The sequence below is a fragment of the Sphingomonas panacis genome, from assembly GCF_001717955.1.
Taxonomy (GTDB): domain Bacteria; phylum Pseudomonadota; class Alphaproteobacteria; order Sphingomonadales; family Sphingomonadaceae; genus Sphingomonas; species Sphingomonas panacis.
In genome coordinates, this window is record NZ_CP014169.1 from 221,016 (window position 1) to 236,194 (window position 15,179).

17 protein-coding genes and 2 pseudogenes are annotated in these 15,179 nt (G+C 62.0%); 7 read left to right on the forward strand and 12 right to left on the reverse strand.

Annotated elements, in window-relative coordinates; translation table 11 throughout:
• Nucleotides 1–6 precede the first annotated feature (6 nt).
• On the reverse strand, nt 7–300 hold the full coding sequence (locus J0A91_RS24240; protein WP_150127133.1) for a putative quinol monooxygenase: 294 nt from the start codon (nt 298–300) through the stop codon (nt 7–9).
• Nucleotides 301–517: 217 nt separating this feature from the next.
• On the opposite strand from J0A91_RS24240, the gene J0A91_RS24245 reads away from it, so the two are divergent.
• Nucleotides 518–1,090 carry a TetR/AcrR family transcriptional regulator gene (locus tag J0A91_RS24245; protein WP_069207881.1) on the forward strand — a complete coding sequence of 191 codons (573 nt, stop codon included), beginning with the start codon at nt 518–520 and terminating at the stop codon, nt 1,088–1,090.
• A 2-nt stretch (nt 1,091–1,092) separates the two neighbouring features.
• Nucleotides 1,093–2,466 carry an MATE family efflux transporter gene (locus J0A91_RS24250; RefSeq protein WP_069207769.1) on the forward strand — a complete coding sequence of 458 codons (1,374 nt, stop codon included), beginning with the start codon at nt 1,093–1,095 and terminating at the stop codon, nt 2,464–2,466.
• A gap of 70 nt (nt 2,467–2,536) precedes the next feature.
• Here the strand turns inward: J0A91_RS24250 and J0A91_RS24255 are convergent, their stop codons facing one another.
• Both J0A91_RS24255 and J0A91_RS24260 read right to left on the reverse strand, forming a co-directional pair.
• On the reverse strand, nt 2,537–2,992 hold the full coding sequence (locus J0A91_RS24255) for a MaoC family dehydratase (protein ID WP_069207770.1): 456 nt from the start codon (nt 2,990–2,992) through the stop codon (nt 2,537–2,539).
• Between the two features lie 314 nt (nt 2,993–3,306).
• Entirely contained in the window at nt 3,307–3,792 is a 486-nt protein-coding gene (locus J0A91_RS24260) for a winged helix-turn-helix transcriptional regulator (RefSeq protein WP_069207772.1), read from the reverse strand.
• 292 nt (nt 3,793–4,084) lie between these two features.
• On the opposite strand from J0A91_RS24260, the gene J0A91_RS24265 reads away from it, so the two are divergent.
• From J0A91_RS24265 to J0A91_RS24275, 3 genes are all read left to right on the forward strand, one after another.
• Nucleotides 4,085–4,840, forward strand: coding sequence for an enoyl-CoA hydratase (locus J0A91_RS24265; RefSeq protein WP_240502322.1), 756 nt, complete (start codon nt 4,085–4,087; stop codon nt 4,838–4,840).
• An 82-nt stretch (nt 4,841–4,922) separates the two neighbouring features.
• Nucleotides 4,923–5,897, forward strand: coding sequence for an NAD(P)H-dependent flavin oxidoreductase (locus J0A91_RS24270; protein WP_069207774.1), 975 nt, complete (start codon nt 4,923–4,925; stop codon nt 5,895–5,897).
• Nucleotides 5,898–5,976: 79 nt separating this feature from the next.
• The gene (locus tag J0A91_RS24275) at nt 5,977–6,768 is read left to right on the forward strand and encodes an enoyl-CoA hydratase/isomerase family protein (protein ID WP_069207882.1); all 792 of its coding nucleotides are present in this window, start codon (nt 5,977–5,979) and stop codon (nt 6,766–6,768) included.
• A 183-nt stretch (nt 6,769–6,951) separates the two neighbouring features.
• On the opposite strand, the gene J0A91_RS24280 is transcribed toward J0A91_RS24275, so the two are convergent.
• Nucleotides 6,952–7,488 carry a TonB-dependent receptor domain-containing protein gene (locus J0A91_RS24280; protein WP_240502323.1) on the reverse strand — a complete coding sequence of 179 codons (537 nt, stop codon included), beginning with the start codon at nt 7,486–7,488 and terminating at the stop codon, nt 6,952–6,954.
• 440 nt (nt 7,489–7,928) lie between these two features.
• Here J0A91_RS24280 and budC point away from each other — a divergent pair, with 440 nt between their 5' ends.
• Nucleotides 7,929–8,729 carry a meso-2,3-butanediol dehydrogenase gene (gene budC / locus J0A91_RS24285; protein WP_069207777.1) on the forward strand — a complete coding sequence of 267 codons (801 nt, stop codon included), beginning with the start codon at nt 7,929–7,931 and terminating at the stop codon, nt 8,727–8,729.
• Between the two features lie 423 nt (nt 8,730–9,152).
• On the opposite strand, the pseudogene J0A91_RS24290 reads toward budC, so the two are convergent.
• From J0A91_RS24290 to J0A91_RS24320, 8 genes and pseudogenes are all read right to left on the reverse strand, one after another.
• Nucleotides 9,153–9,371: pseudogene (locus J0A91_RS24290) on the reverse strand (acetyl-CoA hydrolase/transferase C-terminal domain-containing protein); the annotation flags it as partial.
• Between the two features lie 113 nt (nt 9,372–9,484).
• Nucleotides 9,485–11,095 carry a 4-coumarate--CoA ligase family protein gene (locus J0A91_RS24295; RefSeq protein WP_069207779.1) on the reverse strand — a complete coding sequence of 537 codons (1,611 nt, stop codon included), beginning with the start codon at nt 11,093–11,095 and terminating at the stop codon, nt 9,485–9,487.
• 123 nt (nt 11,096–11,218) lie between these two features.
• Nucleotides 11,219–11,615, reverse strand: a pseudogene (locus J0A91_RS25010) (hypothetical protein); the annotation flags it as partial.
• A 162-nt stretch (nt 11,616–11,777) separates the two neighbouring features.
• Nucleotides 11,778–11,987 carry a tautomerase family protein gene (locus J0A91_RS24300; RefSeq protein ID WP_069207883.1) on the reverse strand — a complete coding sequence of 70 codons (210 nt, stop codon included), beginning with the start codon at nt 11,985–11,987 and terminating at the stop codon, nt 11,778–11,780.
• A gap of 2 nt (nt 11,988–11,989) precedes the next feature.
• The gene (locus J0A91_RS24305; protein ID WP_069207780.1) at nt 11,990–12,274 is read right to left on the reverse strand and encodes a tautomerase family protein; all 285 of its coding nucleotides are present in this window, start codon (nt 12,272–12,274) and stop codon (nt 11,990–11,992) included.
• A 48-nt stretch (nt 12,275–12,322) separates the two neighbouring features.
• Complete coding sequence (locus J0A91_RS24310; RefSeq protein ID WP_069207781.1) at nt 12,323–12,616, reverse strand: YciI family protein; 294 nt, start codon at nt 12,614–12,616, stop codon at nt 12,323–12,325.
• A gap of 74 nt (nt 12,617–12,690) precedes the next feature.
• Complete coding sequence (locus J0A91_RS24315) at nt 12,691–13,452, reverse strand: 2-keto-4-pentenoate hydratase (RefSeq protein WP_069207782.1); 762 nt, start codon at nt 13,450–13,452, stop codon at nt 12,691–12,693.
• Nucleotides 13,436–14,341: a fumarylacetoacetate hydrolase family protein gene (locus J0A91_RS24320; RefSeq protein WP_069207783.1), complete on the reverse strand. Its 906-nt coding sequence runs from the start codon at nt 14,339–14,341 to the stop codon at nt 13,436–13,438. Before J0A91_RS24320 ends, J0A91_RS24315 begins: the two co-directional genes overlap by 17 nt.
• Before the next feature lie 172 nt (nt 14,342–14,513).
• On the opposite strand from J0A91_RS24320, the gene J0A91_RS24325 reads away from it, so the two are divergent.
• Nucleotides 14,514–15,176 carry a GntR family transcriptional regulator gene (locus J0A91_RS24325; RefSeq protein ID WP_069207784.1) on the forward strand — a complete coding sequence of 221 codons (663 nt, stop codon included), beginning with the start codon at nt 14,514–14,516 and terminating at the stop codon, nt 15,174–15,176.
• Nucleotides 15,177–15,179 lie beyond the last annotated feature (3 nt).

Sequence of the window (15,179 nt, forward strand, 5' to 3'; positions counted from 1 at the left end):
GGGTGTTCAGTCGGACGGTTCGAGTTGGTAGATTTCCGGCTCGCGCGCTAATATCCTTTCCGCTTGCGCGAAGAACTCCTGGACGTTGGGCTTGAGACGGTGAGTGTCCGAGTGCTTTTTGCTTTCCCAGATCTCGTACAGGATCCAGATCGGGGCCTCGACGACCTTATGATAGTTGAAGGTGATGAGGCCTTCATCCTTTCGGGTCTCGGTGACATTCTCGCTTACTCTGCGTGCGAACTCCTCCTCATGTTCAGGCTTGATATTAAGGAGGACGCATAACGCATATTGATCGGACATGATAATCTCCGTTTGTGCGGGCAAGGCGCTCGTCGGGTGCGGGAACTCCCGCCCGCCGATGCCTGTCTCACGCGTCTGAGTTCGACAGGGTTCCGGATGACGACTCCTGCATTGCTCTTCTGGGTTTCGCCTCTATATTGATGACATTCATCATGTTTGTATAGGGCTTATGATCGTCGCAGGAGCGTGGTCAAGGCTGGTCCCGGGGAAGTTGAAGATGAAGGTCAGTCGGGAGCAGATGGCGGAAAATCATGTCCGTATACTGGACGAGGCCAGCCGGCTGTTTCGCGAGAAGGGGTTCGAGGCCGTCACCGTGGCGGAGGTGATGAAAGCGGCCGACCTGACGCATGGCGGCTTCTACGGGCATTTCGAGTCCAAGGACGATCTGGTCGCGCAAGCGATCGAACGGACGCTCAAGGCGGCCGCAGGCGGCAAGTTCGATCTCGACGCTTTTATCGACAGGTATCTCTCCCCGCGTCACCGTGACAATCCTGGCGCGGGCTGTCCGATTGCCGGTCTGGTCGCGGAGACCCGCCATCAGAGTCCGGCGGCGCGAACGGCGATGACGGAGGGACTCCGTGCGCAAATCGAGAGGATGAGCAACGCGTTTCCGGGAACGAGCGACGCCGAGAGCCGTCAGGAGGCCATCGGAAGCTTGGCGGCAATGGTCGGCGCGGTGATCCTCGCCCGCGCGATCGACGATCCCACGCTTTCAGGCGAGGTACTCGAACAGACGCGCAGTTGGATCGGATCCGGCGGCTGCCATATCCGCGCGGGCCGGCGACTGTAGGCATGGCCGATATCGATGCGACCACCGCAGGTGGCCCTATGGACGTGCGAACTCGGCGTCTCCTCGAGGCGCCGATCGTCCCGCTGCTCCTCAGCATGGCATGGCCTAACATTCTGATCATGGTGGCGCAGGCCTCGACCGGTTTGATCGAAACCTGGTTCGTGGCGAAGCTCGGCACCGACGCGCTCGCCGGGATGGCGCTGGTATTCCCTCCCGTCATGCTGATGACCATGATATCGGCCGGCGCCATGGGCGGGGGCATTTCGTCCGCCGTCGCGCGCGCATTGGGGGCCAGGCGTCGCCGGGATGCCGACGATCTCGTCCTGCACGCGATCGTGATCAACGTCTCGCTGGGACTGACCTTCTCCGTGATTTTCCTGATGTTCGGCCGACCGATCTACCGGATGATGGGCGGGGAAGGGGGCGAGCTTGAAGCGGCTTTGATCTACTCGAACATTGTGTTCACCGGCAACATCTTCATCTGGCTGATGAACGGCCTCGCCAGCGTCATCCGCGGCACGGGCAACATCCTCTTTCCGGCGCTTGTCATCTGCGTCGGCCTGGTTTTCCTCATCCCCCTCTCGCCGGTCCTGATTTTCGGCTTTGGGCCGGTGCCGGCGCTCGGTATCGCAGGTGGCGGCGTTGCCATGATCCTCTTCTATGTTGGCGGCACGGCTGCGATGCTGTCGTACATCCTTTCGGGGCGCAGTTCGGTCCAATTCCGCTGGGCGAGACTTCAGTGGCCCGCTCTGGCGAGCATCCTGCGGGTCGGCGCCGTCTCCGCGATCACGTCTATCCAGACGAATGTCATCATCGGCACCGCGACGGCGCTGGTCGCCACCGTCGCCGGGGTCGGCGCGGTTGCCGGCTTCGGCACGGGGGCGCGCCTGGAATATCTCCTCATCCCGCTGATCTTCGGTATCGGGGCGCCGCTGGTTGCCATGGTTGGCACGAACATCGGTGCCGGGCAGCGTGATCGAGCGTTGAAGATCGCCCTGGCGGGTGGTTCGCTCGCGTTCATCCTGACCGAGACGATCGGAATTGCCGCTGCAATCTGGCCTGCGGTGTGGTTGAGCCTGTTCAGTGCCGACCCCGAAATGATCGAGACCGGGAGCACCTATCTGCGGATCGTGGGGCCTGCCTATGGCTTTTTCGGATTAGGGCTTTCGCTCTATTTCGCGTCGCAGGGAGCCCGGCGACTGTTCTGGCCGCTGACGAGCGGCTTTCTGCGCATCGCCGTCGCGCTGGGCGGCGGCTGGGTCGCCATGAAACTCACCGGCTCGCTGAGCGGGCTATTCGCCGCCATCGCGCTGGGGCTAGTGGTCTACGGGCTGACCATATTGACGGCCGTGCGATCGGGCGCCTGGTTCCGCTGATCCGCTCTGCCGCAGTGGAATGAGCACAGCAGTCGCAAGCGCCGGCCGGCAGCGAGCGGGCTGAGCATTCTTACGCTGTCGGCGGTCTCCTAAAGACCACGAGATTGCCGACCGATACCTGCACCGTCTCGTTCTTCTGGTTCAGCGTGGTGGTGCGGACCTTGACCATCCCCTGTTCGGGCTTGGACCGCGATGGCCGAACCTCGAGGACTTCACTTTCGATATGCAGCGCGTCACCTGGGCGAACCGGGCGCGGCCAGCGCAATTCTTCGAAACCCGCGCCGATGATCCCACCGGCAGGCCTGATATCGCTCCCGACCAGAAGCCGCATCGTGATCGCGGCGGTGTGCCAGCCGCTGGCGGCTAGTCCGCGAAAGAAGCTGTTTCCTGCCGCCTCATTGTCCAGATGAAATGGCTGCGGGTCGAACTCGCCCGCGAACCGCTTGATGTCGTCCTCCTCTATGCGCAGCGGCCCCGCGCTGAATGTCTGACCTACGGCAAAATCTTCCAGATGGTGCAAAGCCATTATCGGGTTTCTCCCTGCTTTCCCCGCGCGCGGGTTGCCCGGAATAGGAACAACCGGTCGGCGATGATGATGATATTCCTGTCAATCGCTGCGAACGACCACCTTCGCTCGACCGGCCTGAAGGCGATGTCCTGTTGCCGGCAGATCGGGCAGCAGGTCGCGCATCCGCGCAGCACCGTTCTCGAGAGGGGAGCCAGGCTCTCACGGCTACGCCCGCTGTGCCGCATGGATCGATCCGCGCCGCGCGCAGCGCAGCATCCATGGTGAGAGAGACGCCCGCAACGTAGTGTGCAAAAGTTGCGGGACAGGGCGGCTCAAACTTGTGCGCCCGCCATCAGTCTTCGTTCCGCTGTCATGTCGCTCGACATTTCAAGGGTGACATCGCGCGGTCCGACCCCGTCGCCGCAGCGCGAACAGCTCAGCTCAAGTTGCATCTCATGGCCGCAGGACGCATGACGCAGTTTGAGCGGAACGCCCGATGGCCATTCGTGCCAGCGTTCGCCCCATTCCTTGAGCGTGATGATGACCGGCCACAGGCTGATGCCCTTTTCGGTCAGACGGTATTCGTAGCGTTTCGGGCGCTCGAGGTAGGCCTGGCGCCGAACGATATCCGCTTGTTCGAGCTTTCGCATGCGCACGCTCAGAAGGTGTGGAGACATCCCGGTCATGGCCTGGATTTCGTCAAACCGGCGGTTCTTCAGAAAGAGCTCCTTCAGGATCATGAGCGTCCAGGGATCACCGATCGTCGACACCGTCTTCGCGACGGCACAGGTCAGGGAGCGGAGGCCGTTTAACGACATGCTAGACTCACTTCATAATTTGAAGCTACACTAAGTCCAAGGAGGCGATTCATCAATACTTGATCGGAGATGCCAGGAGGCGGATGTCTGGGACGGGATCCGTTCCATCGCGTGCGCCCACGGTTTCTCCATCCTTTTTCCGAGGGAACCGATGGCCGCCGTGCCCGAACGGCGTGGTCTCCTCTCGATGTCGATCGGGGACATTCTTCGTCAACAGGGCCGTGCGTCGTGTCGCTCCGGTGAAAGAGTCGCTTGAAGCAGGAGGCAAGGAACGGTGAGCGAATATATAGTGGTGAGCCAGGTCCGGGCAGTTCGGACGATCACGATCAGTCGCCCGGAGAAGAAGAACGCGCTCACGCGGGTCATCTACGACGATCTGGCGGCGGCGATCCGATCGGCCGACGACGATCGATCGGTGAGGGTGATCTGCATCACGGGCGCGCAAGGCGCGTTCACCTCAGGCAACGATGTCACCGACTTCGAGGCAAATCCGCCAACTGTCGGCGGCGAGATCGGACCGGGTGCGTTGTTTGCCGCGCTGCGCCATGTTGAGAAGCCGGTCGTCGCAGCCGTAAACGGTATCGCGGTCGGCATCGGAACGACCCTGCTGCTGCATTGCGACCTCGTCTACGCTGCGGCAAGCGCCCGCTTCAAACTGCCGTTCGTCGGGCTCGGCCTCGTACCCGAGGGGGGATCCACCGGTCTGCTTCCCAGGTTGCTCGGCATGCGCCGCGCAAGCGAGCTGCTGTTCTTTGGCGATTGGATCGACGCGCAGAAGGCGCTCTCATGGGGGCTCGTCAACGACATATTCGAGGACGCCGAGTTGCTCGCTGCCGTCCAGTCCCGGGCCGATCGGCTTGCGTGCCAGCCCGGACGCCTGCTGCGTCTGACCAAGCGGCTCATGAAGCAATCGCCGGTCAGCCTCGATCAGCGGATCGACGAGGAACTCGAACTGGTCGCCCAGAACATCCCGCAACCGGAGGCACAAGAGGCTCTCCTGGCGCTCCGGCAGAAACGGGCGCCAGACTTCGAGCAGTTTGAGGCATGAGTCGGCCGGCTTTGCCGGGTCACCATGCACGCCTAATCTATCTTACCTCGCCTTCAACGTTCCCAATTTCATCGGGGTCCCCATGACTGCAACACTAGATGCGCCTCTGACCACCGCCGCCCGCCTCCGTTCCCGCGTGACGCTCCCTGTCATCGGCTCGCCATTGTTCATCATCTCGAATCCAGCGCTCGTCATCGCGCAATGCAAGGCGGGTATCGTTGGGTCCTTCCCCGCGCTGAATGCTCGTCCGGCGTCGATGGTGGACGAATGGCTGGCGCAGATAACGGAGGAATTGCGGGCGTGGGATCAGGCCCATCCCGACGCGCCGTCGGCGCCGTTCGCGGTCAACCAGATCGTACATCGTTCCAACGACCGGCTCGAGCAGGATCTGGAGCTGTGCGTGAAGTACCGCGTGCCCATCGTGATCACCTCGCTTGGAGCGCGGCCTGAGGTGAATGCGGCGGTGCACTCCTATGGGGGCGCGACCTTTCACGATGTCATCAACACGGCGTTCGCCCGCAAGGCCGTGGAAAAGGGGGCGGACGGCCTCATTGCTGTTGCCGCCGGCGCCGGTGGACACGCCGGAACGCTGTCGCCCTTTGCGCTTGTTCAGCAGATCCGGGCCTGGTGGGACGGTCCGCTCGTGCTGTCGGGCTCGATCGCGACGGGTCGCGCGATATTCGCGGCCGAAGTCATGGGTGCGGATTTCGCTTATATCGGTTCCGCGTTCATCGCCACGGAAGAAGCCAATGCGTCGGAGGCCTACAAGGCTGCGATCGTCGAGAGCGGCGCGGAAGATATCGTGTACACCAACCTCGTCACCGGTGTGCATGGCAATTATCTGAGAAGCGCGATCCTCGCCGCCGGTCTCGATCCAGACGCCCTGCCAAGTTCCGATCCGTCGGCCATGAATTTCGGCTCGGGCAGCGCCAAGGCGTGGAAAGACATTTGGGGTTCGGGCCAGGGCATCGGTGTCATTCAAGCCGTCTCGCCGGCGCGGGAGCTGATCGATCGCCTGAAGCGCGAATATCGCGAGGCCCGCGCGAGATATTTCTAGGTCTGGGGCGGATCGAGTCCGATGGCTGATCATCCTGCGGGTGCGAACCTCGATGTTGAAGATGGAAAGGAGCCGGCGCTTGATCACGACCGAACTTGTCGATGGCATCGCGGTCATCAGGCTTGCGCGCGCAGCGTCGCGTAACGCGCTGGGAATCGAGGACTGGGGCGCGTTGCAAACGGCGCTCGAGACGATCGCCTCGCCATCCGCGCGGGTGATCCTGCTGGAGTCCGCGGTCCCTTCCGCATTCTGTGCCGGATCCGATCTCAAGGCGATGGAATCCCTGGTCGGGCGGCCCGATCGGGCTGCCGAATTCCGCTTGCGAATGCGGTCCGCGATCGAGGCTCTGGCCGCGGCGCCGGTTCCCACCATAGCCAACATACAGGGCGATTGCTTCGGTGCCGGCGTTGCCCTCGCGCTGGCGTGCGATTTTCGCGTTGCCGGGGACGGCGCGCGATTTGGCGTAACGCCGGCGAAGCTCGGGCTGTCCTATCCGGCTGAGGATGTCGCGCGCCTGGTCAGCACGGTCGGCGCAGGGCAGGCCAGCCGCTTGCTGATGAGCGCAGACACCATTTCCGCCTCCGACGCCCATTGCATGGGCCTGGTGGAAGTTCTGGGCGGCGCTGACGAGGCAGTGCGGATCGCGACTGCGGTCGCGCGCAACGCTCCGCAAAGTGTGGTGACCGCCAAGCATGTGATCGAGGCCATCACGCGCGGAGAAGAGCTGGCATTCGATGATGTGTTTGATGGTTTCTTTGCGTCCGCGGCGTTCGCGGAGGGTTTGAAGGCCTTCAAGGAGAAACGCCGGCCCGTCTACGCCGACGAACCACGCCCGGATGTAGCGCGTGATGCGGGCCGCCGTTGCCCTTAGGTTATTCCGATTGGCCCAGGTAGAATGCCACACCGGTCCAGAAGGTTCGCGGTGTGCCGAGGTCGTCGGACAAGACCGGAGTGCTGACGCAGCGAGTATAAACCCGAGTGTCGAACATATTCTCGACCCGGCCGATGATCGCGACGCCGCGGCCCAGCGGCGCGCATGCGAACGCATCGCGAGTCAATGCGTCGGGCAGGGAGTCGACGTTGAGGTCGTCTTCATATTGCCGCTCCGCATAGCGAAGCGTCGCGGCGAGGCGCGCGCAGCCCCCGGGTTGCCAGGCGAGGGTTGTCGATGCGGCATGTTGCGGCTTTTGCGCGGGGTCGAGACTGTCGAGCGCGGCGCCCGGCGCACGCACCTTTGAATGGCTGAACGTGTAGGCCCGGCCAGATTGAACGCGCCGAGCCTGGCTGAAGCCGTCAGCTCGATCCCGTGCGCTTCGATCGCGCTTACGTTCCGGGGTTGGCGGACGTTCACGCCAGTGGTGACATTGGCGATGGCGTCGTCCAGCTGGTTGTCGAAGATGGTGAGGCCGACGGCGATCCCGCTGGCCGGCGCCAGCTCCACGCCGCGCAGGCGCTCCGGCTTCAGGTCCGGATTTGCGTTGGTGACGACGGGAAGGACCGTGAAGCTGCGATACAGCTCGTTGAGCGTCGGAAGCCTGAAGCCGGTATAGGCGACGGCGCGCAGCGCGACGGCTGGATTTAGCTTGTACATCGCGCCGGCGTGACCGCCCCCCTCCCACGGGGAGCGGTCAGGATATCGCTATCCGATGACAGGGCGCCCGCCAGCTTTCATACCGTGCGGGAACGGACGCTGCGGTCCGCTGGCTCCCCGGCTTGGTCTGGAAACCATCACCGCGCTCATAGCGGCCGGAGAGCGAGACGAAATCCTCGCGCGAACCGAATGCTCTTTGCTAACTGGGCGGAATTCGTAAGCCCTGACGCCAGAGCTGGATCGATGCAATCGCCGAACCCGACAAAGGCGCGAAATGCCAAATAAGAGTCGTGAACGGACAAGTTCGAAAGATCGTCTGCTGGCAGCATACAGGGCTGCTGAAAGCGGGTCGGAGCTTCTTCGTCCGACAAGCGGGAACAGATCGCTATCGCGGCCGAACGGCCCTCAAAGGTCAGAAAATAACTAATGGAGAGACTGTCATGACGCGTTTCCAGGGCAAGACCGCCATCGTAACGGGCGGCGGCGGGGGTATTGGCTCTGCCATCGTGAAACTGCTGGCCGCAGAAGGCGCCACGGTCTTCGCCGCCGACATCAAAAAGGCGGTACTCCAGCATGATGCGGAGGGTGTCACGAATTATGTCTGTGACGTTACGTCGAGCGATCAGGTCACCGCGATGGTGCAAGCCGTGGTCGATGCCCATGGCCATATCGACATGGTGTTCAACAATGCCGGGACCGGTTCGATTGTCGAGGTAACCGAAACCACTGACGAGGACTGGGATCGCGTGCTTAAGGTCAACCTATCAGCGATCATGTACGCCTGCCGCGCGGCGGTACCGCACATGCGTCGCCAAGGCGGGGGCGCAATCGTCAATACTTCATCGGTTAGCGGGCTCGGTGGAGATTACGGGTTTGGCTCGTACAGTGCGTCGAAGGCTGCGGTGATAAACTATACGCGGACTTTGGCGCTGGATCATGGGCGGGACAATATTCGGGTCAATGCCTTTTGTCCCGGCTTTATCCCTCAGACAGGCCTTACGCTCAGCGTCGAGGGTCTCCCGGTTCGGCAGCAGTTCAACGATATAATCCCGCTGGGGCGGGGTGGTACGCCCGAGGAGATGGCCAATGTCGCGGCCTTCCTGGCCTCCGATCAGGCATCCTATGTAACCGGAGCGATTCTGGTCGCCGATGGCGGTATCATGGCACACACGGGCCAACCGAATGTGATGGCCGTGATGCGCGAATTGTCGGCCCGAGCGCCGAGTTCTTCGGCCGCTTAGCGGACACGCAAAATGGGATCCGCGAAGATTTGCCTGGCAGCGACACGAGGGGCTGGAGTCGACCATTTTGCGTCTGTTCTAGATCGAGGCATCTTGGCTTCATCGATATGATGTGACGGACAGTCCAAATCGGAGCGTTCCAGGGTGGTTGCAGCCGTTCCAATTGTCGCTGCGACGGAGGTATATGAGATCAGTCTGCTATCCTCTCCGGCCGCTTGAGGATCAATCCCCAGCCTATGTGGCAGGGCGCGTGGATCGCCGCCCAGGCCGGTTACGAGCGGCGCATAGTCGACCGGGGTGGAACCTGAAATCAGATCGATCATGATCATCTGTCCCCAAGCCGGCCGCGCTTGAGGGCAGGGTTTTCCGAATTCGGGGGACTGACTGATCGTCATCCCGGAAGGTGCGGAGACCAGACATTGGTCACGCAAATCCCGGAAGCTCACGCGCAGACTTTTCCAGCGTATCTCTGAAATCCGGATGTGCGATCGCAATCAGCGCTTGGGCGCGCTCCTTCATGCTCTTCCCCTTGAGTTCCGCGCTGCCATATTCGGTTACGACGATATGCGTGTCGGTGCGCGGCGTGATCGCAGCCCCCGACAGGGCGGGAACTACGCGAGACACCGAACCGCTCGCGGCTGTTATCTCCTCCGATCAACGCGCGCTTCAATCCCTTCGGCGCCTTTGCGATCCCGGTTCGCCTTCATTGCGAGCGGATGAAGCGGTCAACCTCAGCGGCGGCAGCTGAAGTATCGTCATGCTGCGGTTCGCAGATCTTTTCTGAGGATTTTGCCGGAGGGTGATTTGGGTATGGCGTCGATGAAGGCCACGCGTCGGATCTTCTTGTGGGGGGCGACCCTGGCGGCGATGAAGGCCATGACGTCGTCGGCGCTGAGCGGTGCGTCACCCCGGCGAACGATGTAGGCCATGGGGATTTCCTCGCCGTCGTTGTCGGGCACGCCGATGACCGCCGCGTCACCGATCGCTGGGTGGGTCAGGAGCAACGCTTCCAACTCGGCCGGTGGCACCTGATAGCCCTTGTACTTGATGAGCTCCTTGAGCCGATCGACGATGAACACACGGCCCATGCTGTCGATCCGCGCGAGGTCGCCGGTATGCAGGAAGCCATCGGCGTCGATCGTCTCGGCGGTCGCTTGCGGGTTGCCGAGATAACCCAGCATCACATTTGGCCCGCTGACCAGCAATTCGCCGGGCTTGCTCAGCCCTTCCGTCGGCGGCAGGATGTCGTTGCCGGTCGCGGGATCGACGATCCTGTTGATCGTGTTGGGAACGGGCCAGCCGCACGAGCTGAGCGGCGCCAGCTCGCCGAACAGGCGCAAGCCGCGATCCGCGGGCATCAGGTGGCTGACGGGGCTGAGTTCGCTCATCCCATAGCCATGGATCATTCGTACCTTCAGACGCTCCTCGACCGCGGCGCCCAGCTCGCTGTCGAGCGGGGCGGCGCCCGACAATATGGTGTTGAGCGAAGAGAGGTCGTACTGGTCGACTAGGGTGTGCTTGGCCAGCGTGACGGCCACCGGTGGCGCGATGAACCCATAGGTGATCCGGTGACGCTCGATGGTGTCGAGGAACTCCGTCAGATCGAATCTGGGCATGACGACGAGCGTCGCGCGGGCTTGCAGCGCGGCGTTGAGCAGGACGGTCATGCCGTAGATGTGGAAGAAGGGCAGCACGGCGATGATTCGGTCGTCGCGCTTTATGTCGAGCAGGGGCCGAATCTGCGCCATGTTGGCGACCAGGTTGCGATGGGTAAGGATCACGCCTTTAGGATTGCCGGTGGTGCCCGAGCTATAGGGCAGGGCGGCCGGGTGGATGGCAGGATCGAAGACGGCCTGCGGAGCGTGGACGGTTCGCGCAAGAATGTCGGCGAGGCTGGGATGTCCGGTCGCGATTCGGGGCCCGCCGTCCAGCAGGATCACATCCTCGCGCGCGATTCCGGCGGTCGCTGCCGCTTCCAATGCGTGTGGCAACAGCGCCGTCGCGGTGATGAGCAGTGAGGCCTTCGCGTCGATGAGCTGCTTGGCGATGTCGTCCGCTGTGAACAGCGCGTTGACCGTGGTCGCCGTGGCGCCAGCCCGCAAGATGCCGTGGAAGGCGATGGCGAACTGGGACGAGTTCGGGGCGAGAAGCCCCACGACACTGCCCGGTCCCACGCCGCGCAAGGCCAGCGCTCCGGCCATCGCAATCACCCGCACGCGCAGCTCGCGGTAGCTGGTTTGCGCGCTATTGGCGCTGTCGATGAGGGCAGTCCGGTCGAGGTCCTGCTCGTCGATCTCGGCAAACAACGCATCGAAGACGCTCGACGCAGGAATTTCCACGTCCGCAAAGGGGCTGGCGACGCTCACGTCACAGGCCCTCACCATGGCTTGACCCAGCGGCGCGGTGGTCTCGATCGCGTCGAGGGGGAAGTGCCTCTGACTGGATGGCGGATTTGAACAACATGGTCTCCCAAGGCAGGAAAGGCGAACTCACCCGCGCTGCGCAGAGGCAAAGATTGCGGGCAGGGCGGTCCATCGGGGCGAGGCGGCGAAGCGCGTGAGCAGGCGTCCGGTTGTCGCGGCCGTGCGGTTCGTGACGAACCAGGGCGGCCGGGGTGATAGGGTGAGCTCGCCATGCAGCGCAGGTCGGAACGACCCGCGCAATACGGTCCGCTCCGACCCGTCCAGAAACAGCGCGTTACGCACAACCTCGATGCCGCTCTACACGTTTTCGATCGTGTGGCCCGGAAAGGCGCCCCAGTTAGCGGTCGCTGTCAGATACCCGAAGCCGGTTCAGGCATTCAGTCCACCATGCTGTGCCGTAGCGTAATTCGGCGATCGCGTCTGTGACCACGGGGCCGAGTTCCGTAATGAGATTGACCCCAAGCATTCGCGACAACCGTTCCCGCCGACACGATTACGGCGTCTTTCAGGGGAAGCGACATCCGATGCCCAGCATGAGCGTCCAGGCAACCTTGCAAAGCCGCCTGAGCTAGTCCAGATCAAGGTGCACGGACATCGGCTTCATGGTCCAGGGGACCAGCACCGATCAGGCGGCCTGTTGTTGGCGGCTGATCAGGCCGAGATTGGCTTTTCCGGTCTCCCCGATATTTGCTGCGGGATGTTCCCGGATCACGACGTTGATATGCTCGCACGACGAGCCGATCGCTTCGTTCGTTACGGCAACCATGCGTTTGACGATTTCGATCTTCTGCTCGTCCGACAAGCCCAGTTCGATGTCGCATTGAATGAAAGGCATGATCATTCTCCATGGTGTGGTGTTCGGGAAACCTTGCTCTTGGCTTCGTTGCGCAGACGCAGCTGCGCGGCGCCGGCGATGTCTTCGCCATTCGGTCCCGGCACATAGTCAGGTATATGTTCGCCGGCGTCGAGGAAATTGAAGCCGGGCATCTCGCGAGTAACGACGAAGATGTTGTCGATCGACACGCCGGCGACATCGATAAGAACCTGGCTCAGTCCCTTCGCGAGCCGGCTCTTCTGCTCCTTCGTGCGTCCGTTGCGAATGTCGCATGTAATAATCGGCATTAGCCTTCCTTTCTCAGGCTCACAGTCACTCCACGTTGATCGCCGCGCCTATGGCCTCGGCTCAAGCCCTGATCCGAACACATACTTCCACTCCTGAATCTCAACGGATCCATAGAGTTCGAGCGCGCGGAACGGATCCTTGGCCGCCCAGTCCTCTGCGGCCGCAAGGTTCGCGACATCGAGCAGGAAGAAGCCGCCCACGGCATGTCCGTCAGGACCAATCAGCGGGCCGGCAGCGACGATACTCGAGCCACTGCCCTTGATATATTCAAGATGGGCCGGACGGTTATTCAACCGCACCTGCTCCATCGACGCGTTATCCCGGCAGTGCACTGCAAACATCCTAGATCCTCTCACACATTCGATATGCCCTCAGGCGCACTCCCATCACGAGCGCCTGAGACATATGACTGGTGTCAATCGACGGCCGAAAACTCCACGGATCCAATGCCGGAAAAATGAGCCACGAACCTGTCGCCAGCGTGGATCGGCTGTTGGCGCAGGAACGAGCCCGTCATGATCAAAGAGCCCGGCACGAGTTTGGCGTCGTACCGTTTCAAACGCTCCTTCAGCCAGAGCAGCGAATTGAGCGGATTGCCGAGGACTGCGGAACCGTCGGCCGAACCGACCGTCTCTCCATCGACCTCAAGGCGGCATTCGACCTTCGAAAAGTCTAGATCAGCGGGGATCGGGATGCCTTTGCCAAGGACGATGGCGGTGTGCTCGGCGTTGTCAGCCATCGCTCCGCCGAAGTCGGTGATGGGCACGCGTTTTTCGATAAGCTCGAAAGCGGGAAAGCATTTCAGCACCGAGGCGCGGGCGTTGTCGAGGGTCTCCGCCGACAGGATATCCGCGGTGATCTCGAAGCAGATCTCGCATTCCGCATGGGGCTGGACGAGTTCGGCAATGGCTAGCTCATGCCCGTTGGGGTAGTTGCGCGACGTTCGTAAACTCCCGAAAGCCGGCTCGGTGATGCCCAGTTGCTGCTGCACCGCCGGATTCGTCGCGGCCACCTTCCATCCGATGCGCATGTCGCCTTCGCGGTCCCGAAATTCCTGCATGAGGATCTGGACGCGAAAGCCGTCGTCGGCGTCGAGAATATTGGCATAGCGATTGGGAACGCCGACAGCATTTCGGGCTTCCCAAAAAGCCTCGGCGACTTCAGCGATGTTCGACAAGATGCTTCCCCTCTGCCGCCGCATTGCCTTGAGATGCATCTTCGTTCGCGATGACATTTCGCAACAGGCCGATTCCCTCGACCTCGATTTCGCAAACGTCGCCATCCTTCATCCACAAGGGTGGAGTGCGGCCGGCACCGACGCCTGCAGGGGTTCCCGTGATGATCACATCGCCAACCTCAAGCCGCAGGGTCTGGCTCAGATCCGAGATGAGCGCGGCGACCGAGAAGACGAGGTCACGGGTGTTGGCGTCCTGCACCACCACTCCGTTCAGCCGCGTCTGGATCGAAAGCCCTGATGCGCCTGCAGGAAGCTCATCGGCGGTGACGAGATAGGGTCCGAAGGCACCGGTGCCATCGAAATTCTTCCCGATCGTCCATTGCGGTGTACGCAGCTGAAAATCGCGTATCGAGGCATCATTGAACAGCGCGTAGCCAAGCACATGCGACAGCGCATCCTCGGGCGAGATATAGCGCCCCCCTTTGCCAAGCACGACGGCGACCTCGCCCTCGTAGTCGAGCTGATCGGATTGCCGCGGCTTGAGGATCGGCGCCTCGTGACCGATGAGGCTGGAGGCAAAGCGGGGAAACACCGTGGGATGGTCGGGAACTTTGAAACCCGTCTCCTTGGAATGGTCGGCATAGTTCAGGCCAACGCAGATCATTTTCGAGGCGCCGGTTATGGGCGGGAGAAAATCGATCGCACTCAGATCAATCTGCTCGCCGGCGGACAGGGCCTCGCCGAGATCGGAAACATCCTTTTTCGTAAGCAGGGCTGGTGTGAGGTCGCCTGGATACCCCTCTTGCGAAGCGGTGAAACCGTGAAAGCTTTTGCCGTCTCCCACCGCAAGGCCGACCTCGCCATCCTTTGAAAAGCGCAAGAAGCGCATCAGCTTTCCTCCATCCACGACAGTTTCGTTGTTCTGACCAGGCGACGCGCTCGGCGGCGGCGAAGTCCGTTGATCGGACGCTCGCAGGGCTAATCACCGGTATCCATCGAGTCAAATAAAATCTTTTTTCTGGCGTTTGACGGGATTCCGTCGTTCGCTTAGGCTGAGGCGCATGAACAAACCTTCGAGCGTCAGCCTGACTGAGGCCACCTATCACCGTACCCGCGCCTACATCCTGAGCGCCCAGGCGAAACCCGATGACAAGCTCAAGGTCGCCGATCTGGCGGCTGTGATGGGGGCCAGTCCAAGCGTCGTACGCGAAGCCCTTTCGCGTCTTGTTTCCGAAGGGCTTGTGGTGGCCGAGCCGCAGCGAGGGTTCCGGGTAGCCCCTTTGGAACTGTCCGATGTCCGTCACCTCTTTGAAGCGCGTATCAAGATCGAGTGTGCATGCCTGTCGGGAGCGATCCGCAATGCGGACCTGGGCTGGGAAGGCCGGGTCGTGGCAGCGCTGCACGAGCTGGCTCGGACGCCTGAGGAACGCGGCGTGCGGGAAGATAGCGTGTCGGCCCATTGGGCCACCGCCCATTCGATTTTTCATCAAGTTCTGGTCAGCACCTGCCCCAATCCATGGTATCTGAAAATCAGAGCCAACTTGTATCTCCACAGCGAGCGCTTTCTGGCGCTCGCGATGGTGTCTCGCCCTACCGACAGGGACCTTCTTACAGAGCATAACGAGATTGCGGAGGCTGCCATCGCCCGCGACGAACCTGCCGCATGTGCGTTGATGACCTTGCATCTCAACCGGACCGTGAAAGAGTTCTGCTTGAGCGAGTGATCG

What these genes read in the sequence shown, in the direction of transcription:
- J0A91_RS24240 (WP_150127133.1), bottom strand. Translation starts at nt 300, where the DNA reads ATGTCCGATCAATATGCGTTATGCGTCCTCCTTAATATCAAGCCTGAA.
- J0A91_RS24245 (WP_069207881.1), top strand. Translation starts at nt 518, where the DNA reads ATGAAGGTCAGTCGGGAGCAGATGGCGGAAAATCATGTCCGTATACTG.
- J0A91_RS24250 (WP_069207769.1), top strand. Translation starts at nt 1,093, where the DNA reads ATGGCCGATATCGATGCGACCACCGCAGGTGGCCCTATGGACGTGCGA.
- J0A91_RS24255 (WP_069207770.1), bottom strand. Translation starts at nt 2,992, where the DNA reads ATGGCTTTGCACCATCTGGAAGATTTTGCCGTAGGTCAGACATTCAGC.
- J0A91_RS24260 (WP_069207772.1), bottom strand. Translation starts at nt 3,792, where the DNA reads ATGTCGTTAAACGGCCTCCGCTCCCTGACCTGTGCCGTCGCGAAGACG.
- J0A91_RS24270 (WP_069207774.1), top strand. Translation starts at nt 4,923, where the DNA reads ATGACTGCAACACTAGATGCGCCTCTGACCACCGCCGCCCGCCTCCGT.
- J0A91_RS24280 (WP_240502323.1), bottom strand. Translation starts at nt 7,488, where the DNA reads ATGTACAAGCTAAATCCAGCCGTCGCGCTGCGCGCCGTCGCCTATACC.
- budC (WP_069207777.1), top strand. Translation starts at nt 7,929, where the DNA reads ATGACGCGTTTCCAGGGCAAGACCGCCATCGTAACGGGCGGCGGCGGG.
- J0A91_RS24300 (WP_069207883.1), bottom strand. Translation starts at nt 11,987, where the DNA reads ATGCCTTTCATTCAATGCGACATCGAACTGGGCTTGTCGGACGAGCAG.
- J0A91_RS24305 (WP_069207780.1), bottom strand. Translation starts at nt 12,274, where the DNA reads ATGCCGATTATTACATGCGACATTCGCAACGGACGCACGAAGGAGCAG.
- J0A91_RS24310 (WP_069207781.1), bottom strand. Translation starts at nt 12,616, where the DNA reads ATGTTTGCAGTGCACTGCCGGGATAACGCGTCGATGGAGCAGGTGCGG.
- J0A91_RS24320 (WP_069207783.1), bottom strand. Translation starts at nt 14,341, where the DNA reads ATGCGCTTCTTGCGCTTTTCAAAGGATGGCGAGGTCGGCCTTGCGGTG.
- J0A91_RS24325 (WP_069207784.1), top strand. Translation starts at nt 14,514, where the DNA reads ATGAACAAACCTTCGAGCGTCAGCCTGACTGAGGCCACCTATCACCGT.